The organism is Variovorax atrisoli (assembly GCF_014195185.1).
Taxonomy (GTDB): Bacteria; Pseudomonadota; Gammaproteobacteria; order Burkholderiales; family Burkholderiaceae_C; genus Variovorax; species Variovorax atrisoli.
Genome location: NZ_JACIBG010000004.1, coordinates 124058 through 147722, shown reverse-complemented (window position 1 = coordinate 147722; position 23665 = coordinate 124058). Strand labels below are relative to the sequence as shown.

The window sequence follows — 23665 nt, the reverse complement described above, 5'->3', positions numbered from 1 at the left end:
ATATCGGGCTTTGCACGGCGGGAATCGCAGCGTGCAGGTCCAGAATCCCCTCGCTGTCCCCTCCGCGTCAAGAAGATGAACCAAGACAACAACAGCGTGAACGCTTCGTCCGGCGAACAAGCCGATGCCCAGCCCGCCGCTCCTGGAGAAGCGGAAGGAGCGACCACGCCGATCCTTTCCGCCGAGCCGGCTGCGCCAACCCTCGCCGCCGAGCTGGCCGCACCCACCGTCAGCCGCGCCTACCGCTGCCAGTGCGAGCGTCCCGTGTTCCTGCGCAACAGCGAATGCCTGGCCTGCCACACGCCGCTGGGCTACGTGATCGAGCGGCTCGGCGTGGTGCCGCTCGCGCCTGCGGAGGGCGGCGGCGCGCAGCCCGACACCTTCACCGTGTTCGGCGATCCGCACGGCAAGACCTACCGCCGCTGCGTGAACTTCCTGACGCCGGCCGGCTGCAACTGGATGGTGCCCGCCGCGCGCGAGGGCGAACAGCTGCCGCCCGACACCCACGGCCTCGCGCCCGGCTACTGCCTGGCCTGCAGCGTCACGCGCACCATTCCCGATCTGTCGGTGGAAGGCAATGGCGAGCTGTGGCTCAAGCTCGAGACCGCCAAGCGCAGGCTGATCTCTCAGCTGCTCGCGCTGGGCCTGCCGGTGGTCAGCCGCCACGCCGATGCGGTCCACGGGCTGGCCTTCGACTTCCTCAGCAACACGCCCGGCGGCCCGCACGTGATGACCGGCCACCAGGACGGCGTGATCACCCTCAACGCCGAGGAGGCCGAGGATGCCGTGCGTGAGCGCATCCGCGCCGAGATGCGCGAGCCCTACCGCACGCTGCTGGGCCACTTCCGCCACGAGATCGGCCACTACTACTGGGACCTGCTCGTGCAGCCCACGCAGTGGATCGACGACTTCCGCGCCCTCTTCGGCGACGAGCGCGCCGACTATGCCGCCGCGCTGCAGACGCACTACGAGCAGGGCCCGCCGCCCGACTGGGCCGACCGCTTCGTGAGCAGCTACGCAAGCACGCACCCGTGGGAAGACTGGGCCGAGACCTGGGCCCACTACCTGCACATGGCCGACACCGCGGACACCGCGATGAGCTTCGGCGTCGACGCGACCAACGTCGAACTCACGAGCGACCTCTTCACGCTCGACGATCTCTGGCAGCCCGACGACCCCGACGCGGGAAGCTTCCTCGACTTCGTCAACGGCTGGGTGCTGCTCACCAACGTGCTCAACGAGCTGTCGCGCAGCATGGGGCAGCCCGACTACTACCCCTTCGTGATGCCGCGCGCGGCGGTGGGCAAGCTGCAGTTCATCCACCGTGTGGTCACGCAGCAGCGCCCCGGCGATGCGCCCTCGATGGTGATGGCCGCCGACATCGAGCCGGAGCCGACACAGGAGCAGGAACCGGGCAGCGAGAGCCCCGCCCAGCCCGAGCCTCAGCCTCAGGCGTCGTCTTGAGAAGACGGCCTGGCAGTCGGAGCAGGCTGCTGGCCGGTCGCGCAGCGCAAGCAGATGCATGCGAGTCCGCGCATCTCTTCCGGCAGGTTGGTGAGCGGCGCGTTGGTGAAGTCGACCTGCATGCACCAGCAGGGCGGCTGCGCCTGGCCGGTCTCGCGCTCGATCTCCATCGCGCAGCGGTTCGGCTCGCCGCACAGCGGGCAGCGCGTGGCGTCGATCAGGCCGGGGACGGCCTCCGTGGCCATCATGAAATCTCGAAGGCCGGCAGCTTCTTCGCGACGATGTCGTTGCGAAGCGTCGCGTACACCGGCAGCCCGCCGCTGTAGGCGGGGTAGTCCTCGCCCTCGATCAGCGGCAGCAGGTAGCGGCGGCACTTCTCGGTGATGCCCCAGCCGTCGTCGGAGATGAAGTCGCGCGGCATCGGTTTCTCGACGTTGGCGACCGATTCGAGCGGCGCGCTGCCCAGGCGGTAGGCGTAGGGCGCGTCGGAGATGCGCTCGATGGTCGGCATCACCGCGTTGCGGCCTTCCAGCGCGAGCTCGACCGCGCGCTGCCCCAGTTCGTAGGCCTGCCGCACGTCGGTGGCCGATGCGATGTGCCGCGCCGCGCGCTGCAGGTAGTCGGCCACCGCCCAGTGGAACTTGTGGCCCAGCGCGTCCTTGACCATCTGCGCTACCACCGGCGCCGCGCCGCCGAGCTGCGCATGGCCGAAGGCGTCGCGCGTGCCCTGCTCGGCGAGGAAGGTCCCGTCGGGGTGATGGCAGCCCTCGGACACGACCACCGAGCAGTAGCCGTGCCGCTTCACCAGTTCGTCCACGCGCGCGAGGAAGCGCGCCTTGTCGAACTCGATCTCGGGGAACAGCACCACCACCGGAATGCCCTGGTCGGCGGCCAGCCCGCCGGCCGCCGCGATCCAGCCCGCATGCCGCCCCATCACCTCGAGCACGAACACCTTGGTGGAGGTGGCCGCCATCGAGCGCACGTCGAAAGAGGCCTCGATGGTCGACACCGCCACGTACTTCGCGACCGAGCCGAAGCCGGGGCTGCAGTCGGTCAGCGGCAGGTCGTTGTCGATGGTCTTGGGCACGTGGATGGCCTGCAGCGCATAGCCCATCGACTGCGAGAGCTGGCTCACCTTGAAGCAGGTGTCGGCCGAATCGCCGCCGCCGTTGTAGAAGAAATAGCCGATGCCGTGCGCCTTGAACACCTCGATCAGCCGCTCGTACTCGCGGCGGTTCTTCTCCAGCGACTTGAGCTTGTAGCGGCACGAGCCGAAGGCTCCCGACGGCGTGGTGCGCAGCGCCGCGATGGCCTCGGCCGTCTCGGCGCCGGTGTCGATCAGCTCCTCGGCCAGCGCGCCGATGATGCCGTTGCGCCCGGCGTACAGCTTGCCGATGCGGTCGGGATGCCGGCGCGCCGTCTCGATCACGCCGCAGGCCGAGGCGTTGATGACCGAGGTGACGCCGCCCGACTGGGCGTAGAAGGCGTTGGGGATGGACATGCGCGGCATTGTCCTGCAGCCCCCGGGCCGGCGCCAGTGGACGCCGGTGTCGGGATGTCAGCGGCTTTCGAAGACCGGCGGGCGCTTCTGCAGGAAGGCGCTCACGCCCTCGCGGAAGCTGGGCCGGTCGATCAACTCGCGCTGGCGCTCGCTCTCGTAGTGCAGCTGTTCATTCAGCGTGTGGCGTTCGGAAGCCTCGAAGGCCTCGCGTGCCTCGATCACGGCGTGTGCCGGCAGGCGGGCCAGGCGCTGCGCGATGCTTCTGGCTTCCTCGAGCAGCTGCTCGTCGTCCACGCAGGCCCAGATGAGGCCCCATTGCACCGCGCGGCCTGCGCCCACGCGCTCGTCGAGCAATGCCATGCCCATGGCGCGCGCACGCCCCGCGCGGCGCGGAATGGCCCAGGTGCAGCCCAGGTCCGGCACGATGCCGAGCTTCGGCAGGAAGGGCAGGTAGAAGTAGGCGCTGCGCGCCGCGATGGTCACGTCGGCCGCGAGCGCGAGGCCCACGCCCGCGCCGGCAGCCGGGCCGTTGACCGCCGCGACCACCGGCACCGGCAGCGTGCGCAGCGTCTCGATCAGCGGGTTGCTCAGGCTCTGCATCCACTCGGCGGTCTGCGTGCCGAGCGACTTGCCCTCTTCGGGCGGTGCCATCGCGCTCAGATCGGCACCCACGCAGAAGGCCTTGCCGGCGCCCGTGAGGATCACGGCGCGCACCGAGCGGTCGTCGCGGATGCGCTCCAGCGCGTCGCGCAGCTCGACCTGCAGGTCGCGCGCGATGGGGTTGAGCTTGGCGGGCAGGTTCAACGTCAGCGTCGCGATGCCGTCGGCCAGCTCCTGGAGGATGAAGGGTTGTGCGGTGGTGTCGGAACTCATGGCATCGATGGTTCGATGCGCATGGGCCCCGGTCAAGCCGGGGACAACCCGTGGGGCCGCAGTCGCCATGGCGACCGTGCGCCGGCCGTGCGCGAGCGCAGCGGCATCGCTGCCGGCTGCGCGTCCGACACCGTGATGCACGACGGTTCCAGCGCAGACACCAGCACGCGCCGGTGGTCGTCGCCCTCGAAGCGCTCGCCGGGCTCCAGCACGATGTCGCGCGTGTCGCTGTCGATGGTGATCCACACCGAGCCGCTGCGGCATTCGATGCCCACGCCCGCGCCGTCGGGCACGGCGAAGACCGATCGCTTCGGCAGGCTGACGTGGAAGCGGGAGGCGATGGATGAGAAGGTCACCGTTGGAAAGGAAGGAGACGGGGAAGAGAAGGAAGGGGAGGAAGAGGTGCTCATGGCAAGCTCCATTGCATTCACTATGCGAATGAATATAGTGAGATGAACCCTCCATTGCACACGGTCATTCGGAACTCGTTGCATGCGTCCAGAGAATGCGAAAGCCCCCGGCGCCATCGGTGGCGAACTCCCCCCGCTCGAACTGCTGCGCAGCTTCGAGGCGGCCGCGCGCCGGCTGAGCTTCACGCTGGCGGCCACCGAGCTGCACCTCACGCAGTCGGCCGTGAGCCGGCAGATCCAGCAGCTCGAGGCCAGCCTGGGCGTGCTGTTGTTCGAGCGGCGCCACCGCGCGCTGTCGCTCACCGAGGCCGGCGGCGTGCTGCAGCGCGCCGTCACCGACAGCCTGGAGCGTTTGCGCGACGCCACCGCGCGGGTGCGCGCGAGCTCCGCGCCGCGGCAGGTGGCGATCACCACCACGCCGGGCTTCGCGTCGATCTGGCTCATACCGAAGCTGGCGCGCTTCACCGGCAGCCATCCGCAGGTCGACGTGCGCGTATCGGCCACGCTCGACGTGCTCGACCTGGAGAGCAGCCGAATCGACCTCGCGGTGCGCTTCGTGCCCATCGGCCGCGGCGTGGGGGCGGCGTTGTTCGAGGAGTCTGTGATCCCGCTGTGCTCGCCCCAGCTCGCGGCATCGCTGCGCGAGCTTTCCGATTTCTCGAAGCTCACGCTGCTCACCGTCGAGTACCCCGACCACAGCGAGGCCCCCACCGCCGATTGGGAGCCCTGGCTCAAGGTGATGGGGCTGGACGACCTGCGCATGAAGAGCACGCTGCGCTTCACGCAGTACGCCGATGCGGTATCTGCCGCAGTGGCTGGCCAGGGCGTCGTGATCGGCCGGCTGCCGCTGCTGAGCGAGCTGGTGCGCGACGGCCGGCTCGTGGCGCCGCTGGGCGAGGGCGTCGCCTCGCACCGCGGCTACTTCATCGAGATGTCCAGGCGCGCCGCGGGCAACCGCGACGCGCAGGAGTTCGCGCAGTGGCTGCGCGACGAGGCCGAGGCCGCGCAGCGCAGCTGAAGAAAACCGGGAGCGCGGCCGATCAGCCCGGCAGCAGCACCTTGTTCACGACGTGGATCACGCCGTTGGACTGGTAGACGTTGGCGATCGTCACCGTCGCCGTGCCGCCCTTGGCGTCGGTCACCAGCACGTTGCCGCCGCTCATCGTCGCGGTGAGCGTGCCGCCGCTCGCGGTCTTGAGCATGGCCTTGCCGCCGCCTGCATTGATGGCGCTCATGAGCGCCGCGCTGTCGAGCTTGCCGGGCACCACGTGGTAGGTCAGCACCTTGGTCAGCGTGCCCTTGTTCTCGGGCTTGAGCAGCGTGTCCACCGTGCCGGCGGGCAGCGCGGCGAAGGCCGCGTTGGTGGGTGCGAACACGGTGAAGGGGCCGGGGCTCTTCAGCGTGCCGACGAGATCGGCGGCCTTCACGGCGGCGACCAGAGTGGTGTGGTCCTTCGAATTCACGGCGTTGTCGACGATGTCCTTCGTCGGGTACATCGGCGCGCCGCCGACCATCGGGTTCGATGCGCCGCTGCTGCTGCCGCTCATGCCCATGCCGCCTGCGCAGGCTGCGAGGAGGACAGAGACGCTGGCTGCGATCACGAGTTTCTTCATTGAAGTCTCCTGGAAAGGTGATGGATGGTTCTCGAGGCTCTCTGTGGAAACCGCCAACAGCTCGGAGGCGCGTTGCGCTTGAACCTGATACGTCGCCTTCGCGCGATTGGATTCATCGGCTTGCACGTAGGCTTTGCGCCACACAAGCGATGCGCGGCACTTGCGCATCGAACGCGTGCTCGACAGAATCCGCCCTTCGTTTTTCAGCAACAGTCTTTGCTCACATCGCGCCCGGCGACGATCGACCTCCCGGACGCAGCACCAATCCAATGAACCGTTTCCTGAACACCTGATCCGCACACCGACCGCCCCGGCCGGACGTGCATCCATGCATCCGCCGAGGCCCATCGACAAAGGCCCCGCGCAGCCATTCGCCGGGGCCTTTTTGTTTTTCGGAGTGTGTGCACATGAGTGCTCAACGAAGGGCCCGCGACGACGACAAGCGTCTGGGCCGGTTCTATTTTTCGGTGCCGAACGCGGCACCTCGCAACCCCGTGGTGGCCGCGCTGGCACGCCGCGAAGCAAGCCAGAAGGCGGGCCGCCACCTGCGCACCCACAGCGCCGAACGGCGCGCGCAGAAGGTGGCGCTGCAGAAGGCAGCGCGCAACATCGTGCAGGAGGACTGACGATGCGTGAGGACATGGACAAGGTCATCGTCGAGCGGCCGCGACGCGGTGGCGGCGTGCAGGGCGATGGGCGCAAGTGGCGCAACAGCAAGGAGCGCGGCTCGCGGCTGGGCATGAGGCAGGGCTACGACTACCCCAAGGGACTCAACGAGAACCTCGCGCCTCTCAAGCGCTGGCTGCACAAGCAGGTGCACCGGCCCTGGGACAAGGTGTATTCGGAACTGTGCAGCGGCATCGATCGACGCAGCGTCGTGCAGGCGCACATCTTCGAGCACATCGACGACTTCGTCGAACGCGATGCGGTGATGCATGGAGGGCAGGTGCTGGTGCGTGCGGGGTGGTGGGGCCGCGGTGAGCGGGTGCCGCTGGAGGAGGCTTCGCGTGTGAAGCTTTTCGTGCACCCCGTCACCGGCATCCTCTTGCCCAACCGCCGGTTCTCACAGGCTCGACGGCGTGAGCACGGCGGCACGAAGGCAGAGCTTTCGTTCGTCGTGATCGACGAACTCACGCAATGGCACCGCGTGAACGGCGACTGGTTCGAGATCACCTTGGCAACCACGCCGCCGATGAAGGCGCCGGGTGTCTGGGACAAGCGTTTCGACGTGCTGCGACGCTGCTTCGTCAGGACCACGTGTGCATGGGGCCGGCCGGAGTTCGGCTCATCGAGCAACCGAGCCATGTACGGGCGCGACGACGTCTATGCCGCAACCAAGCGCCAGCTCAGCCGCAAGGAGATTCGCGCGCGCCTGGGCGAAGACGCCTGAAGCGGTTCGTCAGGTAGCGGCAAAGTCGCATCGCGCATGATGCAGGCGCTCGCGCCATCACCGATGAAAGAAAGCACGATGAATCTCGCCGCCTCCAACTGGTTTCTCTGGGCCGCCCTGTCGGCCGTCTTCGCCGCGCTGACGGCCATTCTTGCCAAGCTCGGCCTGGCCGGCGTCGATTCCGACATGGCGACGCTGGTGCGCACCGTGGTCATCTTCGCGGTGCTGCTCGTGTTCGTGAACGCCACCGGCAAGTGGACCAATCCGCTGCAGCTGTCGCCGCGCACCTGGCTCTTTCTCGTGCTCTCGGGGCTCGCGACCGGCGCGTCGTGGGTCTGCTACTTCCGCGCGCTCAAGGTGGGCGATGCCTCGCGCGTCGCGCCGGTCGACAAACTCAGCGTGGTGCTGGTCGTGCTCTTCGCCGTGATGTTCCTCGGCGAGCGACCCTCCGGCCGCGAATGGGCGGGCGTGGCGATGATCGCGGGCGGCGTGCTGATGCTGGCGATCAAGCGCTGAGCTGCGCCGCCGGCCGTGCGGATGCACGCGGCAGCAGGAAGAAAGCCAGGTTGCCCGCAGCCAGCATGCCCGCCACCGTGAGGAACACGGCGCGGAACGGCTCGGCGCCATTCGCCACGGCCCACGACGCGGCCACGCCGGTGGTCCACTGCATCAGGGAGACGCCGAGGAACATCGCCATGTTCATCAGCGCCATCGCGCGTCCCGTCATCGCGGCCGGGTAGGCGTTCTTGGTGTACGCGTACTGCAGCACGCTGTAGCCCGAGAGAAGGCCGTAGACGATCGGCAGGCCGATGTCGACCATGCGCGAGTGCGTCAGCGCCATCGCGCCGAACATCAGCGTGCCCGCGAGCGCGCAGCCCATCATCCAGCGCGTGCGCCGCGCGCCGCCCGGGTCCATGCGGCCGAAGAGCGTGGGGCTGATCATGCCGGCGACGGTCATCACGAGTGCGACGTTGCCGCTCGCCACCAGCGAGAGGCCGTGCCGCTCGTGCAGCACCGGGCCGAGCCACAGGCCGCGCAGCGTGATGAAGGCCGCGTACGACACGCAGGCGAAGCACAGCAGCCCCAGCGTGTGCGGCATCGCGAACAGCGGCAGAAGTTCGCGCACGGCCTTGCGCAGCGACTGGCGCTCGGCCCGCCCCGCGGGCACGTGGTCTGCAGCGCGCGCAGGTTCGCGCACGCGCCAGAAGATCAGCATCCACGCAAGCACCGCGAACGACGCCAGCACCGCGTAGCCCACGCGCCATGACGAAGCCTCGATCAGCAGCGCCAGCGGCGTGCCCGTGAACAGGATGCCCATCCCCGCCAGGCTCATCACCAGCCCCGACATCGCGGTGAAGCGCGACGCATCGAAGTGCCGCGCGATGAACACCGTGCAGGCCAGGAAGGCTGGCGCGCAGCCCACGCCGACCAGGGCTTGACCCAGCAACAGTGCGTGGAAGTTTGGCGCCATCGCGCACAGCGCCGCGCCCGCGATCGCCAGCGGAAAGGCCGTCAGCACCGTGCGCCTCACGCCGAAGATGTCGATCGACACGCCCATCGCGAGCTGCATGATCCCGAACATGAAATGGAAGGTGCCAGCCCAGGTGCCGAGCTGCTGCGGCGTGAGGCCGAAGTGGCTGGTGAGCGGCGTGGCCATCATGGCGCCCACGGTGCGGAAGGCCTGGCTCAGGGCGAAGGCGGTGGCCAGGGCCACGAGCATGGCGGCCGCGGAGGAAGACCAGCGCGGCGGAGGCGGCGATGCCGCGTTCGTGTTCATCGGGGAGGAAGGGCGGGAGGCGAAGAGGACCTCGTCGATGCTAACGGCAGGCTGCCCATCATGCAGAACGGCGCCCGAGGGCGCCGTTCGTGCGTGCGTCAGGCCCGGCGCGACGCCGGCCCGGCGAAGGAGATCAGGCCTCGCCCTTCACCTTCAGGCGCCATGCATGCAGCAGCGGCTCCGTGTACCCGCTCGGCTGCTCGATGCCCTTGAACACCAGGTCCTGCGCCGCCTTGTAGGCCGCCGAGGTGTCGAAGTGGCCGGCCATCGGCTGGTACAGCGGGTCGCCGGCGTTCTGCTCGTCGACCACCTTGGCCATGCGCTGGAAGGTCTCATCGACCTGAGCCTTGGTGACCACGCCGTGCAGCAGCCAGTTGGCGATGTGCTGGCTGGAGATGCGCAGCGTGGCGCGGTCTTCCATCAGGCCGACGTTGTGGATGTCGGGCACCTTGGAGCAGCCCACGCCCTGGTCGATCCAGCGCACCACGTAGCCGAGGATGCCCTGCACGTTGTTGTCGATCTCCTGCTGGCGCTCTTCGGCGGTCCACCTGGCTTCGGCGGCGATCGGCACCTGCAGCAGCGCGTTGAGGATGTTGTCGCGCTCGGCGTCGGCGTCGATCTTCTCCAGCTCCTGCTGCACCGCGGTCACGTTGACCTGGTGGTAGTGCAGAGCGTGCAGCGTGGCGGCGGTGGGCGAGGGCACCCAGGCGGTGTTGGCGCCGGCCTTGGGGTGGCCGATCTTCTGCTCGAGCATGGCGGCCATCAGGTCGGGCATGGCCCACATGCCCTTGCCGATCTGGGCCTTGCCGCGCAGGCCGCTGGACAGGCCGACGAGCACGTTGTTCTTCTCGTAGGCGCCGATCCACGCGCTCGACTTCATGTCGCCCTTGCGGATCATCGGGCCGCCCTGCATGGCGGTGTGCATCTCGTCGCCGGTGCGGTCGAGGAAGCCGGTGTTGATGAAGGCCACGCGCGCGGCGGCCTCGGCGATGCAGGCCTTCAGGTTCACGCTGGTGCGGCGCTCCTCGTCCATGATGCCCAGCTTGACGGTGTTGGCGGGCAGGCCCAGCAGCTGCTCGACGCGGCCGAACAGTTCGTTGGCGAAGGCCACTTCGGCGGGGCCGTGCATCTTCGGCTTGACGATGTAGATGCTGCCGGTGCGCGAGTTGCCCTTGCGCTTCAGGTCGATGGTGGCGATGGTGGTGGTGACCACGGCATCGAGGATGCCTTCCGGAATCTCCTTGCCGCCTTCGTACAGCACGGCCGGGTTGGTCATCAGGTGGCCCACGTTGCGCAGGAACATGAGCGAGCGTCCGTGCAGCTTCAGGGGCTTGCCGTCGGCGCCGGTGTATTCGCGGTCGGGGTTCAGGCCGCGCGTGAAGGTCTTGTCGCCCTTGGTGACTTCCTCGGTCAGCGTGCCTTCGACGATGCCCAGCCAGTTCGAGTACGCGACCACCTTGTCGGCCGCGTCGACCACGGCCACCGAGTCTTCCAGGTCGAGGATGGTCGAGAGCGCGGCCTCGAGCACCAGGTCGCTCACGCCGGCGGCGTCGCTCTTGCCGATGGGCGTGGAGCGGTCGATGCGGATGTCGAGGTGGATGCCGTTGTGCTTGAGCAGCACCGACGACGGTGCGGCGGCGTCGCCCTGGTAGCCGACGAACTGGGACGGGTCGGCCAGCCCGGTGCTGCTGCTCTGCAGCGCGACGACCAGCTTGCCGTCCTTCACGCTGTAGCCGGTGGCGTTCTTGTGCGAGCCGTTGACCAGCGGTGCGGCCTGGTCGAGCACGTTGCGCGCGAACTCGATGACCTTGGCGCCGCGCACCGGGTTGTAGCCCTTGCCCTTCTCGGCGCCGCCGGTCTCGGGAATGGCGTCGGTGCCGTAGAGCGCGTCGTACAGCGAACCCCAGCGGGCGTTGGCCGCGTTCAGCGCATAGCGCGCGTTGAGGATGGGCACCACCAGCTGCGGGCCGGCCTGCAGGGCGAGTTCGGAGTCGACGTTCGCGGTCGTGGCCTTCACGCCCTTGGGCTGGGGCAGCAGGTAGCCGATCTTCTCGAGGAATGCGCGGTACGCCGGCATGTCGGCGATGGGGCCGGGGTTCTTCTTGTGCCAGGCGTCGAGCTCGGCCTGCAGGCGGTCGCGTTCGGCGAGCAAGGCGATGTTCTTCGGCGCGAGGTCGTGGACGATGGCGTCGAAGCCCTTCCAGAAGACGTCGCTGGCCACGCCGCTGGCGGGGAGGACCTTGTCCTCGATGAAGCGATGGAGCTCGGTCGCGACCTGGAGGCCGTGGGCGTTGGTGCGGGCGGTCATGTGGGTTTCTCCTTGAGAAAGATGCAATCCTGGGATGAACTTTATTCGATACTTTGCTGGCGAGTAAGAGCCTGAATCGGGATTTATCCGTGACAAAAATAGAGGTAATCGACGGACGGCCCCAAGGAGTGCAAAGGGTAGGCACTGATAAGAAGGCCGAAGCTGCCGGATATATTTAACTTCTTAAATAAATCCGCGATTTCAGCGCCCAGCCTCCATGATCCTCCTGGCCTCCAACGAAAACCCCCTGGGCATGCCCGAGTCGGCTCGCCGCGCCGCGGCCGAAGCGCTCGCGGGCGCCGGCAACTACCCCGACAGCAACGGCACGGCGCTGAAGAACGCGCTGGCCGCCCGACTCGACGTGCCGGCCGACTGGATCACGCTGGGCAGCGGTTCGAGCGAGATCCTGGAGCTCGCGGCGCAGGTGAGCCTGAAGCCGGGCGAGGGCGTCGTCTATTCGCAGTACGGTTTCATCGTCTACGCGCAGGCCGCCGCGCATGCCCATGCGCACGCAACTGTCGTGCCGTCGCGCGACTTCGGCCACGACCTCGACGCGATGCGCGCGGCCATCGGCGAGGACACGAAGCTGGTGTTCGTCGCCAACCCCAACAACCCGACCGGCACCTTCATCGACGCCGCGCCGCTGCTGGCCTTCCTGCAGTCGGTGCCCGCGCACGTGACGGTGCTGCTCGACGAGGCCTACACCGAATACCTCGCGCCCGCGCAGCGCTACGACAGCATCGAATGGGTGCGGCGCCTGCCCAACCTGATCGTGGCGCGCACCTTCTCCAAGGCCTTCGGGCTGGCGGGGCTGCGCATCGGCTACGGCGTGTCGCAGCCGGGGCTCACGGCGCGCATGAACGCGCAGCGCCCGCGCTTCAACGTAACGACGCCGGCCCAGGCCGCCGCAGTGGCCGCGCTGGGCGACGCGGATTTCCTCACGCGCACCTACGAGCTCAACACGGCCGGGCGCGACCAGCTCGCCGCCGGCTTCGAGGCGCTGGACCTCGAATACGTGCCCTCGTCCGGCAACTTCCTGATGGTGCGTGTCGGCGATGCGCAGGCGGTGCATGCGCGCCTGCTGGCCGCCGGCATCGAGGTCTCGCTGCTCGGACCGTACGGCCTGCCCGAGTGGCTGCGCGTCAGCATCGGGCTGCCCGAGCAGAACCGCGCGGTGCTGGCCGCGCTGCGCTGACCGGTCGCCTGCTCAGACCTGCCCGCTGAGCTCCTTCGCTGCCGCACGCACCGGCTCGATGTAGCCCTCGTCGTAGCGGTGCGTGGGCATGGTGAGCGTGACCGCGGCCGCGAGGCTGCCGTCGGCATGGAGCACCGGCGCCGAGATGCCGGCCAGCTCGGCGGTGCGGTCGCCCACCAGCGCGCACCAGCCCTGCGCGCGGATGGTGTCGTAGAGCTTGCGCTCCTTCGCGCCGCGCGGCAGCTCGTCCTGCGGGCCGAAGGCGATCAGCACCCGCGCGCCCGCGCCGCGGTCGTTGGGCAGCAGGTCGCCGGCGCGCACGTGGTCGCGCACCACATGCGACGAATCGACGCGGAACTGGCAAAGCCGCACCCAGCTGTCGCCCTGCGGCTGCCGCACGTGGTACGCCGCGCTCTCGCCGGTGGCCGCGACCAGCGCGCGCAGCACCGGCAGCACGATGCGGTCGAGCGACTGCGAGGCCGTGTAGAGGCCGTGCAGCCGCGCGATCTCCATGCCCAGCGCATAGCGGCCGTCGTCCTGCCGGCGGATCAGCCGCGCATGCTCCAGCGAGGCCAGCAGCCGCAGCACGGTGCTCTTGTAGAGCTGCGTGCGCTCGGCGAACTGCGCGAGCGACAGCGCCTCGTCGCCCGGCCGGAAGGCCGACAGCAGGCTCAGCGCGCGGTCGACCGCGGCCGCGCCGCCTGGCGCGGCATTGAGATCGGAGACGGATTCGGTCTGGGCTTTGCGGGGCATGGCAGGAAGGCGCAGGGAATGGCTCGGCTTGACAGTCGAGGCGGATCGACGGTCTAATTCTGTTTAATGGAATGTAGTTCTGTAAGACGGAACAGTCAAGCCCAAGGAGACGAAATCCGATGACAACCCCCGACGTCCTCATCAGCGAGGTCGGCCCGCGCGACGGCCTGCAGTCGGTCAAGGCCACCATGCCCACGGCCGACAAGCTGCGCTGGATCGACGCGCTCTACGCGGCCGGCGTGCGCGAGATCGAGGTCGCCTCCTTCGTGCCCGCCAAGCTGCTGCCGCAGATGGCCGACGCCGCCGAGGTGGTGCGCCACGCCGTCACGCTGCCGGGCCTGGTGGTGATGGCGCTGGTGCCCAACCGCAAGGGCGCGCAGGCCGCGCTCGAGGCCGGCGTGCACAAGCTGACCATGCCGGTGTCGGCCAGCGTGGCGCATTCGCTGGCCAACGTGCGCAAGACGCCCACCGAGATGGTCGATGAGGTGCGCGCCATCTCCGAACTGCGCCGCGAGATCGCGCCGCAGGTGAAGCTGGAGGCCGGCATCTCCACCGCCTTCGGATGCACGCTGCAGGGCCTGGTGCCCGAGGACGACGTGATCCGCCTGGCCGCGCAGTGCATCGAGGCGGGTGCCGACGAATCGGGCCTGTCCGACACCGTGGGCTACGCCAACCCCGCGCAGGTGCGCCGCCTGTTCAGGCGGCTGCGCGCGGAGATCGGAAGCCACGCCGGTGCGGCCCACATGCACAACACGCGCGGCCTCGGCATCGCCAACTGCCTTGCGGCCTGGGAGGAGGGCGTGCGCACCTTCGACGCTTCGCTGGGCGGTCTCGGCGGCTGCCCCTACGCGCCGGGCGCCTCGGGCAATGCGGTCACCGAAGACCTGGTCTTCATGTTCGAGGCCATGGGCGTGCGCACCGGCATCGACATCCAGAAACTCATCGCGGCGCGCGCGCCGCTCATGGCCGGCCTGCCCGGCGAGCCGGTCTACGGCATGACCCCGGAAGCCGGATTGCCCAAGGGCTTCGTCCAGGAACACAACGCACAACATGTCTGAAGCCAACCCCCTGCCGTACGCCGGCGTCCGCGTCGTCGAGTTCACCCACATGGTCATGGGCCCGACCTGCGGCCTGCTGCTGGCCGACCTCGGCGCCGAGGTCATCAAGGTCGAGCCCATCGAGGGCGACAACACCCGCCGCCTGCTGGGTTCGGGCTCGGGCTTCTTCCCGACCTTCAACCGCAACAAGAAGAGCATCGCGCTCGACCTGAAGCAGCCCGAGGGCGTGGAGGCCGCGCTGCGGCTCATCGCCACTGCCGACATCGTCAGCGAGAACTTCAAGCCCGGCACCATGAAGAAGCTGGGGCTCGACTACGACACGCTCAGCAAGCTCAACCCGCGCCTCATCTACGTGAGCCACAAGGGCTTCCTGCCCGGCCCCTACGACCACCGCACCGCGCTCGACGAGGTGGTGCAGATGATGGGAGGCCTGGCCTACATGACCGGCCGCTCTGGCGACCCGCTGCGCGCGGGCACCAGCGTGAACGACATCATGGGCGGCATGTTCGGCGCCATCGGCGCGATGGCCGCGCTGCGCCAGCGCGACATCACCGGCAAGGGCTGCGAGGTGCAGTCGGCGCTGTTCGAGAACAACGTGTTCCTGGTCGCGCAGCACATGATGCAGTTCGCCGCCACCGGCAAGGCGGCCGACCCGATGCCCAGCCGCATCTCGGCCTGGGCGGTGTACGACGTCTTCACCGTGAAGGACGGCGAGCAGATCTTCCTGGCGGCCGTGAGCGACAAGCAGTGGGCCATCTTCTGCAAGGCCTTCGGCCTGGACGAGATGCTGGCCGACCCGCGCCTGAAGACCAACAACGACCGCGTGCTGGCGCGCGAATGGATGATGCCCATCCTGCGCTCGCACCTCGCGAACCACAGCGCCGCGGAGCTCGCCGCGGTGTTCGAGAAGAACGAGCTGCCCTTCGCGCCCATCACCCGGCCGCAGGAGCTGTTCGACGATCCGCACCTCAACGCCACCGGCGGCCTCGCGCCGGTGCGCATGAACGACGGCAGCATGGCCAACGTGCCGCTGATGCCGTTCACGCTCGACGGCGAACGCCCGGGCATCCGGCTGCAGCCGCCGCGCATCGGCGAGCACGGCCATGAGCTGCTGAAGGAAGTGGGCTACAGCGACGAGGACATCGCTGCGCTCCAGGCAAGACACATCACACTCGGAGACTGACCTCATGTTTTTCAATGCACGGCGCGCCTTGCTGGCGTGCGCCGCGGCCGCCGCATGGCTGAACGCCGCCCCCGCCCTTGCCGACACCGCCTGGCCCGACAAGCCGGTGCGGCTCATCGTTCCCTACACGCCCGGCGGCGCCACCGACATCGTGGCGCGGCTGGTCGCGCAGAAGCTCGCCGACGACACCAAGTGGACCTTCATCGTCGACAACCGCGCGGGCGGCAACGGCAACATCGGCATGGACGTGGTGGCCAAGGCCAAGCCCGACGGCTACACCATCGGCCTGGGACAGACCGCGAACCTCGCGATCAACCCGACGCTGTTCCCGAAGATGCCTTACGACGCATTGAAGGACCTGGTACCGGTGTCGGTCGTGGCGTCGCAACCCGTGGTGCTGGTGGTTCGCGCCGACGCGCCGTTCAAGACGCTGGCCGACCTGGTTTCCGCCGCCAAGGCCCGGCCGGGCGAGATCCGGCAGGCGCTCGCTGGCACCGGCACGCTGGGCCACATGGCCGGCGAGGTGCTGGCCAAGCGCGCGGGCTTCAAGGTGCTCAACGTGCCGTACAAGGGCGCGGCTCCTGCCATCACCGACCTGCTCGGCGGCCAGACCGACTACATGTTCGCCACGCCGCAGGGCGCGCTCTCGATGGTGAAGGGCGGGCGCCTGCGCGCGCTGGCCGTCACCTCGGCCAAGCGCCTGCCGGTGATGCCCGACGTGCCCACCGTGGCCGAGAGCTACAAGGGCTTCGAGGCGGTGGACTGGAAGGCGCTCGTCGCCCCGGCCGGCACCAGCGCCGACATCGTGAAGAAGCTCAGCGCCGCCGTCGACAAGGCGCTGGCCAAGCCCGCGACCATCTCGCAGCTGCTGGCCGAGGGCAGCACGCCCGTGGGCGGCACGCCGGAGCAGGCGGCGCAGTACATCAAGGCCGAGCATGCGCGCTGGGGTGCGGCAGTCCGCGAGGCGGGCGTCCGGCCGGAATAGGCAGGCGCTCTCCGGGTGGCGGGCGATATAGTTCCCGCCCCATGGACCGCCTGAAGCAACTCGAATCCTTCGTCTCGGTCGCGACGCGCGGCAGCCTCACGGCCGCGGCCAAGGCCGAGGGCGTGGCGCCCGCGATCATGGGTCGCCGGCTCGATGCGCTGGAGGAGCGCCTGGGCGTCAAGCTGCTGGTGCGCACCACGCGCCGCATCACGCTCACGAACGAAGGCAGCTCCTTCCTCGAAGACTGCCAGCGCCTGCTGGCCGAGTTCGCCAATGCCGAGGCCAGCGTGAGCGCCGGCGGCCTCAGGGCCAGCGGCCACCTGCGCGTGACGGCACCCGCGGGCTTCGGCCGCCGCCACGTCGCGCCGCTGGTGCCGCGCTTCCATGCGCTGCACCCCGAGGTGACGATCTCGCTGAACCTCAGCGACCGCGTGGTCGACGTCACCGGCGAGAGCTTCGACTGCGCGGTGCGCGTGGGCGACCTGCCCGATTCGTCGCTGGTGAGCGTGCGGCTCGCCGACAACCGCCGCCGCTGCGTCGCCACGCCGGAGTTCGTGCGCCGCCACGGCAAGCCGAAGCACCCGGGCGAGCTCTCGCGCTTCGCCTGCCTCACGCTGTCGAGCGACGCCTCGCAGACGCGCGGCTGGGCCTTTCGCGTCGTCAACGAGGAGGGCAACCAGGAACTGATCCACCTGCGTCCCAGCGGCCCGCTCGACTGCTCCGACGGCCAGGTGCTGCACGACTGGTGCCTCGCCGGCCACGGCATCGCGTGGCGCAGCACCTGGGAGGTCGAGGCCGAGATCGATGCCGGCCTGCTCGTGCCGCTGCTGGAGGAATTCGCGGCGCCGCCCAACGGCATCTACGCGGTGTTCGCGGGCGCCAAGCACATGCCGCTGCGGGTGCGGCTGTGGCTTGATTTCCTCAAGGAGCAGTACGGCAACCCGGATTTCTGGGGCGGAAGGGCCTGAGTTCAGCCAACGGCTGCACAATCTGTTCACATTTGAAATCCGGCTGATACGCCCCCACGCTGACAGCCGCCGAGGTCCTTCGCGGAACAACGGGGAACCGGCTTCGCCGGGCCTCGGGTGTCGCCCCCGGATGGGAGGTGGCGAAGCGACACGAAGTGCGCGCAGCCTTGGGGGCGAGCCATCCTGAAAGCTCCACCGATGACCCTGGAAGCCATCCTTGCGTACCTTCACCTGCTCGCCATCCTCACGATGGTCGTCTTCATCTCCAGCGAGGCCGCGCTGTGCCGCGTGCAGTGGCTCAACGCGGCGGTGGTCGAGCGGCTGGCCAAGGTCGACATGGTCTACGGCATCGCGGCCATCGCGGTGCTGGCCACCGGCATCGCGCGCACCTGGTGGGGCGTGAAGGGCACGGCCTGGTACTGGACCAACCCGCTGCTGCACGTGAAGCTGGGGCTCTTCATCATCGTGGGCGTGCTGTCGATCTTCCCGACGCTCACGTACTTCCGCTGGCGCAAGACGCTGCGCGCCACCGGCAAGCTGCCGCCCGAGGCCGAGATCGTCAAGACGCGCAAGCTGGTGATGGTCCAGGCGCACCTGATCGCGCTGATCCCGCTGGTGGCGGTGTTCCTGGCGCGCGGCTTCGGCAAGTAGCCCGGGATCGGCCGCGCAAAGCAAAAGGCCCGCTTTCGCGGGCCTTCCTTCATGGCTTTGCAGCCAGCGCGGTGCCGATCAGGCCTTTGCCGCGTCGGCGGTGCACTTCTTGACGAAGCTGTTCTTGGCGGCGCCGGCCAGCGGCTTGCCGTTCTTGTCCACGGCCTTTGCTTCGCAGGAGGGAGCGGCGGCGGCCTTGGCTTCCTTCTCGCACTTCTTGATGGAGCTGGCCTTGGCGGCACCGGCGAGGGCCTTGCCATTCTTGTCCACGGCCTTGGCTTCGCAGCTTGCGCCGGCGGCGGGGGCTGCTGCCGCGGGTGCGGCGGCCGGCGCGGCGGCCTTGTCTTGAGCCTGTGCTGCACCGAAGGAAAGGCAGGCACCGAGTGCAAGCAGGGAAAGGAGCTTCTTCATGGTGATGTGTCCTCGCTAGGTTGAGTTGTGACAGGTTCCCCGCCTCGGGGCCGACCATCGTAACGGCGCAAGGCAACGATCGGATGACCATCGTCAACTGATCCCGGGTTTGCCCCCGGTAAAATTTCAGGATGCTATTGGTCAAACAGGAGCTGCTCGCGGCGCTCGCGAACACGCTCGAATCCCTCTCGCCCGGCGCCGGCCCCAAGGCCGCGTTCGAGTCGCCCAAGATGGCCGCGCACGGCGATTTCGCCTGTACGGCAGCCATGCAGCTCGCCAAGCCGCTGGGGCGCAAGCCCCGCGACCTGGGCGAGGAGCTGCGCGCCGCACTGCTCGCGACCCCCGCGTTCGCCCAGTGGGTCGACGCCATCGAGATCGCCGGGCCCGGCTTCCTCAACATCCGCCTGAAGACGGCTGCCAAGCAGCAGATCGTGCGCGAGGTGCTGTCGGCCGGGAATACTTTCGGCCAACAGCCGGCCACCGGCGAGAAGGTGCTGGTGGAGTTCGTCTCGGCCAACCCGACCGGCCCGCTGCACGTGGGCCATGGCCGCCAGGCGGCGCTGGGCGACGCCATCTGCAACCTGCGCGCCTCGCAGGGCGAGAGCGTCTGGCGCGAGTACTACTACAACGACGCCGGCGTGCAGATCCAGACCCTGGCCAACAGCACGCAGCTGCGCGCGCGCGGCTTCAAGCCGGGCGACCCCGAGTGGCCCAGCGGCGAGAAGGCGGCTGCATACAACGGCGACTACATCGCCGACATCGCGGCCGACTTCAAGGCGAAGAAGACCGTCAAGTCGGAAGACCGCGAAGTCACCGCCAGCGGCGACATCGAGGACATCGACGCCATCCGCGAGTTCGCCGTGGCCTACCTGCGCCGCGAGCAGGACCTGGACCTGCAGGCCTTCCGCGTGCGTTTCGACCAGTACTACCTCGAGTCCAGCCTCTACACCAGCGGCCGCGTCGAGGACGCCGTGCGCAAGCTCGTGGCCGCCGGCAAGACCTACGAGCAGGACGGCGCGCTGTGGCTGAAGTCGACCGACTACGGCGACGACAAGGACCGCGTGATGAAGAAGCAGGACGGCACGTACACCTACTTCGTGCCCGACGTCGCCTATCACATCGCCAAGTGGGAGCGCGGCTTCCACAAGGTCATCAACATCCAGGGCACCGACCACCACGGCACCATCGCCCGCGTGCGCGCCGGCCTGCAGGCCGTGGGCGAAGGCATCCCCGAGGGCTACCCCGACTACGTGCTGCACACCATGGTGCGCGTGATGAAGGGCGGCGAGGAGGTCAAGATCAGCAAGCGCGCCGGCAGCTACGTCACGCTGCGCGACCTGATCGAGTGGACCAGCACCGACGCGGTGCGGTTCTTCCTGCTGAGCCGCAAGCCCGACACCGAGTACACCTTCGACGTCGACCTCGCGGTGACGAAGAACAACGACAACCCGGTCTACTACGTGCAGTACGCCCATGCGCGCATCTGCTCGGTGCTTGCCGGCTGGGGCGGCGACGCAACATCGCTGAAGGACGTCGACCTGTCGCCGCTGGAAAGCCCGGCCGCCCAGGCGCTGATGCTGGTGCTGGCCAAATACCCGGCCATGCTGACGGCCGCCTCGAAGGACTTCGCCCCGCACGACGTGACCTTCTACCTGCGCGAACTGGCCGCCAGCTACCACAGCTACTACGACGCCGAACGCATCCTGGTCGACGACGAGAAGGTGAAGCTGGCCCGCCTGGCGCTGGTCGCCGCGACCGCGCAGGTGCTGCACAATGGCCTCGCGATTCTCGGCGTCAGTGCACCGAGCAAGATGTGAACCCCCTCACCATGAAGAAGACAAGAAGTCAACGCGGCAACATCGTCATCGGCCTGATCATCGGGCTGGTGCTCGGCCTGGGCGTCGCGCTGGGCATCGCGGTCTACGTGACCAAGGTGCCGATCCCGTTCGTGACCAAGACGCAGCGCGGCGGCGCCGAGCAGGACGAGGCCGAGGCCCGCAAGAACCGCGACTGGGACCCGAACGCGCCGCTGGCCGGCAAGGCCGGCGCACCCAAGCCGGCGACGCCGGCCGCCCCGGCAGGCCCGGTCAACCCGATCACCGGCGAGCCCGCCACCGGCAACACCGCCGCCGCTCCCGGCGGCGCCTCGCCCGGCACCGCGCCGCCGGTGCCCGTGGTGGTGGCGCCCAAGCCGCCGCGCACCGCACCGACGCCGGCCGAGGCCAACGCCCTGCCGCCGTCGAACGACCCGCTGGGCGACCTGGCCCGAGCCCGGTCGGGCAGCGTCTCCGGCTCCGGCAGCACGACCACCGCGTCGGCCGCGCCGAGCAGCAGTGGCAGCAACGCCGGCAGCAGCGGCTCGGGCCTCGATCCCTTCATGTACTTCGTGCAGGCCGGCGCCTTCCGCACCACCGAGGATGCCGAGGCCCAGCGCGCCAAGCTGTCGCTCATGGGCGTCGAGGCCAAGGTCACCGAGCGCGAGCAGGCGGGCCGCACCGTCTACCGCGTGCGCGCCGGCCCCTTCAACAAGAAGGACGACGCCGACCGCCTCAAGGAACGGCTGGACGGCGGCGGCATGGATTCGGCGCTGGTCCGCGTGCAGCGCTGAGCGGCGTCATCTGCCCGGCAACCGACACGAATAGCCCCCAAACTTCGCCGCGCGGCGTTTGCCGCCACCATCCACAGCCTCGGGCGCGCCGGATGCGGGGGAACTCCCCGCCGCGCGCCGGCTCAGTCTGCCGTAATAACTGGAGAGCTCTTTCAATGAAACGTCGTGACTTTTCGCTGGCCGCAACCTCGCTCGGGCTGCTGTCCCTGGGCGTCAACCCGGCCCACGCCCAGGCGCGTGTGCCCAAGGCCGGCTCCGAGTACCTGGTGCTCGACAAGCGCGTGCCGGTCGACGCGCCCGCCGGCAAGGTCGAGGTGGTCGAGTTCTTCTCGTACAACTGCCCGCACTGCAACGACTTCGAGCCGTCGCTGGAGGCCTGGCTCAAGACGATCCCGAAGGAAGTCTCCTTCCGCCGCATTCCCGTTCCCTTCGTGGGCAACGACGTCGAGGCCAAGCAGCGCCTGTACTACACGCTCGAAGCCATGGGCAAGGTCGACGAGTATCAGCCGAAGGTGTTCAACGCGATCCACGCGCAGCGCCAGAACGTGAACGGCGACGCCAACATCATCGCCTGGGCCACCGCCAACGGCCTGGACGCCGCCAAGTTCAAGGAAACCTTCACCTCCTTCGGCGTGGCCAGCAAGGCCAAGCGCGCCTCGCAGCTGACCGACGCCTACAAGGTGGCGGGCGTGCCGGCGATGGCCGTGGCCGGCCGCTGGTATGTCGACGGCGAGACCGCCGGCAACATGACCAAGGTGCTTCAGGTCGTGAACTATCTCATCGGCGAGGCCAAGAAGGGCTGACCCCCAGGCTTCGCGCACTTCGTGTCGCGCGCCTTCCCCCTTGCAGGGGGCAACACCGGCGGCCCGGTGAAGCCGGTTCCGCGGTGTTCGGGCATGAAGCCGGGAAGAAAGTCAAGCCCGCCTAGGCGGGCTTTTTCATCTGTGCGGGCGGGGCAGGAGCACGCAGCCGCATACAATGCCGAGCAAGTTTCGTGCCTCTATGACATTGCACTCTCACCCCACCACCTCCTTCCTGCGTCGCATCGGCCGGCTGGCCGCCGGCGCCCTGTTGCTGGCAGGCCTCGCGTCGGGCGCCGTGGCCGAGACCGCCGACCGCTCCAAGCCGATGAACATCGAGTCGGACGCGATGCGCTACGACGACCTGAAGCAGACCAGCGTGTTCACCGGCAACGTGCTGGTGACGAAGGGCACGATCATCATCCGTGGCGCGCGGCTGGATGTGCGCCAGGACGCCGAGGGCTACCAGTACGGCGTGGTCACTGCGGCGCCCGGCAAGCGGGCCTACTACAAGCAGAAGCGCAATGCGCCCGACGAGTGGATCGAGGGCGAGTCGGAAGTCATCGAGTACGACAGCCGCGCCGACAACGTCAAGTTCATCCGCAACGCCGTCATGCGCCGCCTGCTGGGCGCCACGCCCAACGACGAGAGCCAGGGCGCGCTGATCGTCTACGACCAGAGCAACGACACCTACACCGTCAACGGCTCGACCGTGCCGCCGAACACCGCCGTCAACGCCTCGGCCCCTGGCGGCCGCGTCCGGACCATCCTCACTCCCAAGGCCGCCACCGCGCCGGCCCCGGGCGCTCCGGCTCCGGCCGGCGGTGCCAAGGCCCCTGCGCCGGCGCCCACCCCGGCTCCCGGCGCCGGCCTGCGCCCGAGCACCACGCTCAGTGACCAGGGAGACACGCGCAAGTGATCGAATCCGCAGGAACCCAGGACGCCAGCGGCACACCGGGCAGCCGCCTGGTCGCGCGCGGCCTGAAGAAGAGCTACGGCAGCCGCACCGTCGTGAAGGACGTCTCGCTCGACGTGCAGAAGGGCGAAGTCGTCGGGCTGCTCGGGCCGAATGGCGCGGGCAAGACCACCTCGTTCTACATGATCGTGGGGCTGGTGCGCGCCGACGCCGGCGACATCTCCATCGACGGCGAGCCGATCGCGCACATGCCGATCCACCGCCGCGCCCGCATGGGGCTGAGCTACCTGCCGCAGGAAGCCTCGATCTTCCGCAAGCTCACGGTCGAGGAGAACGTGCGCGCCGTGCTCGAGCTCCAGAGCGAGCCCGACGCGAAAGGCAGGCTGGTTCCCCTGTCGAAGGAGCACATCGAGGAGCGCCTGACCGACCTGCTGGTCGACCTGCGCGTCGACCACCTGCGCGATTCGCCCGCGATGGCGCTGTCGGGCGGCGAGCGCCGCCGAGTCGAGATCGCGCGCGCCCTGGCCACGCAGCCGCGCTTCATTCTTCTGGACGAGCCCTTCGCCGGCATCGACCCGATCGCGGTGATCGAGATCCAGCGCATCATCAGCTTCCTGAAGGAGCGCGGCATCGGCGTGCTCATCACCGACCACAACGTGCGCGAGACGCTGGGCATCTGCGACCACGCTTTCATCATCAGCGACGGGCACGTGCTGGCACAAGGCACGCCTTCGGAGATCGTCGACAACGCCGAGGTACGCAGGGTGTACCTGGGCGAGCACTTCCGGATGTGATCATGTT

Annotated in this window: 24 protein-coding genes and 1 pseudogene; 16 read left to right on the top strand and 9 right to left on the bottom strand. The window is 68.8% G+C overall.

Going from position 1 to position 23665, the window contains the following annotated elements; translation table 11 throughout:
- The first annotated feature begins 75 nt into the window (after positions 1–75).
- Complete coding sequence (locus tag FHY06_RS15905; protein ID WP_184605748.1) at positions 76–1464, top strand: zinc-binding metallopeptidase family protein; 1389 nt, start codon at positions 76–78, stop codon at positions 1462–1464.
- On the opposite strand, the gene FHY06_RS15900 is transcribed toward FHY06_RS15905, so the two are convergent.
- From FHY06_RS15900 to FHY06_RS15885, 4 genes are read right to left on the bottom strand one after another with little or no spacing between them, the layout of a single operon-like run.
- Positions 1449–1712: a cysteine-rich CWC family protein gene (locus tag FHY06_RS15900; RefSeq protein WP_184605747.1), complete on the bottom strand. Its 264-nt coding sequence runs from the start codon at positions 1710–1712 to the stop codon at positions 1449–1451. The genes FHY06_RS15905 and FHY06_RS15900 overlap by 16 nt on opposite strands.
- Positions 1709–2965 carry a 6-phosphofructokinase gene (locus tag FHY06_RS15895; protein ID WP_184605746.1) on the bottom strand — a complete coding sequence of 419 codons (1257 nt, stop codon included), beginning with the start codon at positions 2963–2965 and terminating at the stop codon, positions 1709–1711. The genes FHY06_RS15900 and FHY06_RS15895 overlap by 4 nt, the downstream gene beginning before the upstream one ends.
- 57 nt (positions 2966–3022) lie before the next feature.
- Entirely contained in the window at positions 3023–3838 is an 816-nt protein-coding gene (locus FHY06_RS15890; protein ID WP_184605745.1) for an enoyl-CoA hydratase-related protein, read from the bottom strand.
- Positions 3839–3870: 32 nt separating this feature from the next.
- On the bottom strand, positions 3871–4194 hold the full coding sequence (locus FHY06_RS15885; RefSeq protein WP_132752017.1) for a DUF2917 domain-containing protein: 324 nt from the start codon (positions 4192–4194) through the stop codon (positions 3871–3873).
- Positions 4195–4330: 136 nt separating this feature from the next.
- On the opposite strand from FHY06_RS15885, the gene FHY06_RS15880 reads away from it, so the two are divergent.
- Positions 4331–5266, top strand: a complete 936-nt coding sequence (locus FHY06_RS15880; RefSeq protein WP_132802486.1) for a LysR substrate-binding domain-containing protein — start codon at positions 4331–4333, stop codon at positions 5264–5266.
- 22 nt (positions 5267–5288) lie between these two features.
- Here FHY06_RS15880 and FHY06_RS15875 read toward each other — a convergent pair whose 3' ends face one another.
- Positions 5289–5801, bottom strand: coding sequence for a fasciclin domain-containing protein (locus FHY06_RS15875; protein WP_409327457.1), 513 nt, complete (start codon positions 5799–5801; stop codon positions 5289–5291).
- 467 nt (positions 5802–6268) lie between these two features.
- On the opposite strand from FHY06_RS15875, the gene FHY06_RS15870 reads away from it, so the two are divergent.
- From FHY06_RS15870 to FHY06_RS15860, 3 genes are all read left to right on the top strand, one after another.
- Positions 6269–6487 carry a hypothetical protein gene (locus FHY06_RS15870; RefSeq protein ID WP_126183986.1) on the top strand — a complete coding sequence of 73 codons (219 nt, stop codon included), beginning with the start codon at positions 6269–6271 and terminating at the stop codon, positions 6485–6487.
- Positions 6488–6489: 2 nt separating this feature from the next.
- Positions 6490–7251: a hypothetical protein gene (locus FHY06_RS15865; RefSeq protein WP_132752019.1), complete on the top strand. Its 762-nt coding sequence runs from the start codon at positions 6490–6492 to the stop codon at positions 7249–7251.
- 78 nt (positions 7252–7329) lie between these two features.
- Positions 7330–7767, top strand: coding sequence for an EamA family transporter (locus tag FHY06_RS15860; protein ID WP_184605744.1), 438 nt, complete (start codon positions 7330–7332; stop codon positions 7765–7767).
- On the opposite strand, the gene FHY06_RS15855 is transcribed toward FHY06_RS15860, so the two are convergent.
- Together FHY06_RS15855 and FHY06_RS15850 are read right to left on the bottom strand one after the other, a co-directional pair.
- Positions 7757–9028: an MFS transporter gene (locus FHY06_RS15855; RefSeq protein WP_184605743.1), complete on the bottom strand. Its 1272-nt coding sequence runs from the start codon at positions 9026–9028 to the stop codon at positions 7757–7759. The genes FHY06_RS15860 and FHY06_RS15855 overlap by 11 nt on opposite strands.
- 133 nt (positions 9029–9161) lie before the next feature.
- Entirely contained in the window at positions 9162–11336 is a 2175-nt protein-coding gene (locus FHY06_RS15850; RefSeq protein WP_019655616.1) for a malate synthase G, read from the bottom strand.
- A 211-nt stretch (positions 11337–11547) separates the two neighbouring features.
- Between FHY06_RS15850 and hisC the strand changes: the two are divergent.
- Positions 11548–12531, top strand: a pseudogene (hisC, locus tag FHY06_RS15845) (histidinol-phosphate transaminase); the annotation flags it as partial.
- Positions 12532–12543: 12 nt separating this feature from the next.
- Here hisC and FHY06_RS15840 read toward each other — a convergent pair.
- Entirely contained in the window at positions 12544–13284 is a 741-nt protein-coding gene (locus tag FHY06_RS15840) for an IclR family transcriptional regulator (RefSeq protein WP_126183979.1), read from the bottom strand.
- 119 nt (positions 13285–13403) lie between these two features.
- On the opposite strand from FHY06_RS15840, the gene FHY06_RS15835 reads away from it, so the two are divergent.
- The 5 genes from FHY06_RS15835 (at position 13404) to FHY06_RS15815 (ending at position 18129) form a co-directional block, all read left to right on the top strand.
- Positions 13404–14342, top strand: a complete 939-nt coding sequence (locus FHY06_RS15835) for a hydroxymethylglutaryl-CoA lyase (RefSeq protein WP_126183978.1) — start codon at positions 13404–13406, stop codon at positions 14340–14342.
- Complete coding sequence (locus FHY06_RS15830; protein WP_126183977.1) at positions 14335–15525, top strand: CaiB/BaiF CoA transferase family protein; 1191 nt, start codon at positions 14335–14337, stop codon at positions 15523–15525. Before FHY06_RS15835 ends, FHY06_RS15830 begins: the two co-directional genes overlap by 8 nt.
- Positions 15526–15529: 4 nt before the next feature.
- Positions 15530–16510, top strand: a complete 981-nt coding sequence (locus FHY06_RS15825; RefSeq protein ID WP_019655621.1) for a Bug family tripartite tricarboxylate transporter substrate binding protein — start codon at positions 15530–15532, stop codon at positions 16508–16510.
- Positions 16511–16551: 41 nt separating this feature from the next.
- On the top strand, positions 16552–17478 hold the full coding sequence (locus tag FHY06_RS15820; RefSeq protein ID WP_184605742.1) for a LysR family transcriptional regulator: 927 nt from the start codon (positions 16552–16554) through the stop codon (positions 17476–17478).
- Between the two features lie 198 nt (positions 17479–17676).
- On the top strand, positions 17677–18129 hold the full coding sequence (locus tag FHY06_RS15815; protein WP_019655623.1) for a DUF2214 family protein: 453 nt from the start codon (positions 17677–17679) through the stop codon (positions 18127–18129).
- A gap of 78 nt (positions 18130–18207) precedes the next feature.
- On the opposite strand, the gene FHY06_RS15810 is transcribed toward FHY06_RS15815, so the two are convergent.
- On the bottom strand, positions 18208–18540 hold the full coding sequence (locus tag FHY06_RS15810; protein ID WP_019655624.1) for a hypothetical protein: 333 nt from the start codon (positions 18538–18540) through the stop codon (positions 18208–18210).
- A gap of 131 nt (positions 18541–18671) precedes the next feature.
- Between FHY06_RS15810 and argS the strand changes: the two genes are divergently transcribed.
- The 5 genes from argS (at position 18672) to lptB (ending at position 23658) form a co-directional block, all read left to right on the top strand.
- A complete protein-coding gene (gene argS / locus FHY06_RS15805) occupies positions 18672–20357 on the top strand; it encodes an arginine--tRNA ligase (RefSeq protein ID WP_184605741.1) in 1686 nt (561 codons plus the stop codon).
- Between the two features lie 11 nt (positions 20358–20368).
- Complete coding sequence (locus tag FHY06_RS15800) at positions 20369–21148, top strand: SPOR domain-containing protein (RefSeq protein WP_184605740.1); 780 nt, start codon at positions 20369–20371, stop codon at positions 21146–21148.
- Between the two features lie 155 nt (positions 21149–21303).
- Entirely contained in the window at positions 21304–21951 is a 648-nt protein-coding gene (locus FHY06_RS15795) for a thiol:disulfide interchange protein DsbA/DsbL (RefSeq protein WP_019655627.1), read from the top strand.
- Between the two features lie 199 nt (positions 21952–22150).
- Positions 22151–22867, top strand: a complete 717-nt coding sequence (lptA, locus tag FHY06_RS15790) for a lipopolysaccharide transport periplasmic protein LptA (RefSeq protein ID WP_019655628.1) — start codon at positions 22151–22153, stop codon at positions 22865–22867.
- The gene (gene lptB, locus FHY06_RS15785) at positions 22864–23658 is read left to right on the top strand and encodes an LPS export ABC transporter ATP-binding protein (protein ID WP_019655629.1); all 795 of its coding nucleotides are present in this window, start codon (positions 22864–22866) and stop codon (positions 23656–23658) included. The genes lptA and lptB overlap by 4 nt, the downstream gene beginning before the upstream one ends.
- Positions 23659–23665: the final 7 nt, after the last annotated feature.

What these genes read in the sequence shown, in the direction of transcription:
- FHY06_RS15825 (WP_019655621.1), top strand. Translation starts at nt 15,530, where the DNA reads ATGTTTTTCAATGCACGGCGCGCCTTGCTGGCGTGCGCCGCGGCCGCC.
- FHY06_RS15830 (WP_126183977.1), top strand. Translation starts at nt 14,335, where the DNA reads ATGTCTGAAGCCAACCCCCTGCCGTACGCCGGCGTCCGCGTCGTCGAG.
- FHY06_RS15835 (WP_126183978.1), top strand. Translation starts at nt 13,404, where the DNA reads ATGACAACCCCCGACGTCCTCATCAGCGAGGTCGGCCCGCGCGACGGC.
- FHY06_RS15870 (WP_126183986.1), top strand. Translation starts at nt 6,269, where the DNA reads ATGAGTGCTCAACGAAGGGCCCGCGACGACGACAAGCGTCTGGGCCGG.
- FHY06_RS15820 (WP_184605742.1), top strand. Translation starts at nt 16,552, where the DNA reads ATGGACCGCCTGAAGCAACTCGAATCCTTCGTCTCGGTCGCGACGCGC.
- FHY06_RS15900 (WP_184605747.1), bottom strand. Translation starts at nt 1,712, where the DNA reads ATGATGGCCACGGAGGCCGTCCCCGGCCTGATCGACGCCACGCGCTGC.
- FHY06_RS15860 (WP_184605744.1), top strand. Translation starts at nt 7,330, where the DNA reads ATGAATCTCGCCGCCTCCAACTGGTTTCTCTGGGCCGCCCTGTCGGCC.
- FHY06_RS15875 (WP_409327457.1), bottom strand. Translation starts at nt 5,801, where the DNA reads ATGGGCATGAGCGGCAGCAGCAGCGGCGCATCGAACCCGATGGTCGGC.
- FHY06_RS15865 (WP_132752019.1), top strand. Translation starts at nt 6,490, where the DNA reads ATGCGTGAGGACATGGACAAGGTCATCGTCGAGCGGCCGCGACGCGGT.
- FHY06_RS15795 (WP_019655627.1), top strand. Translation starts at nt 21,304, where the DNA reads ATGAAACGTCGTGACTTTTCGCTGGCCGCAACCTCGCTCGGGCTGCTG.
- FHY06_RS15840 (WP_126183979.1), bottom strand. Translation starts at nt 13,284, where the DNA reads ATGCCCCGCAAAGCCCAGACCGAATCCGTCTCCGATCTCAATGCCGCG.
- FHY06_RS15895 (WP_184605746.1), bottom strand. Translation starts at nt 2,965, where the DNA reads ATGTCCATCCCCAACGCCTTCTACGCCCAGTCGGGCGGCGTCACCTCG.
- FHY06_RS15880 (WP_132802486.1), top strand. Translation starts at nt 4,331, where the DNA reads ATGCGTCCAGAGAATGCGAAAGCCCCCGGCGCCATCGGTGGCGAACTC.
- FHY06_RS15890 (WP_184605745.1), bottom strand. Translation starts at nt 3,838, where the DNA reads ATGAGTTCCGACACCACCGCACAACCCTTCATCCTCCAGGAGCTGGCC.
- argS (WP_184605741.1), top strand. Translation starts at nt 18,672, where the DNA reads ATGCTATTGGTCAAACAGGAGCTGCTCGCGGCGCTCGCGAACACGCTC.
- lptA (WP_019655628.1), top strand. Translation starts at nt 22,151, where the DNA reads ATGACATTGCACTCTCACCCCACCACCTCCTTCCTGCGTCGCATCGGC.
- FHY06_RS15850 (WP_019655616.1), bottom strand. Translation starts at nt 11,336, where the DNA reads ATGACCGCCCGCACCAACGCCCACGGCCTCCAGGTCGCGACCGAGCTC.
- FHY06_RS15810 (WP_019655624.1), bottom strand. Translation starts at nt 18,540, where the DNA reads ATGAAGAAGCTCCTTTCCCTGCTTGCACTCGGTGCCTGCCTTTCCTTC.
- FHY06_RS15855 (WP_184605743.1), bottom strand. Translation starts at nt 9,028, where the DNA reads ATGAACACGAACGCGGCATCGCCGCCTCCGCCGCGCTGGTCTTCCTCC.
- FHY06_RS15815 (WP_019655623.1), top strand. Translation starts at nt 17,677, where the DNA reads ATGACCCTGGAAGCCATCCTTGCGTACCTTCACCTGCTCGCCATCCTC.
- FHY06_RS15800 (WP_184605740.1), top strand. Translation starts at nt 20,369, where the DNA reads ATGAAGAAGACAAGAAGTCAACGCGGCAACATCGTCATCGGCCTGATC.
- FHY06_RS15905 (WP_184605748.1), top strand. Translation starts at nt 76, where the DNA reads ATGAACCAAGACAACAACAGCGTGAACGCTTCGTCCGGCGAACAAGCC.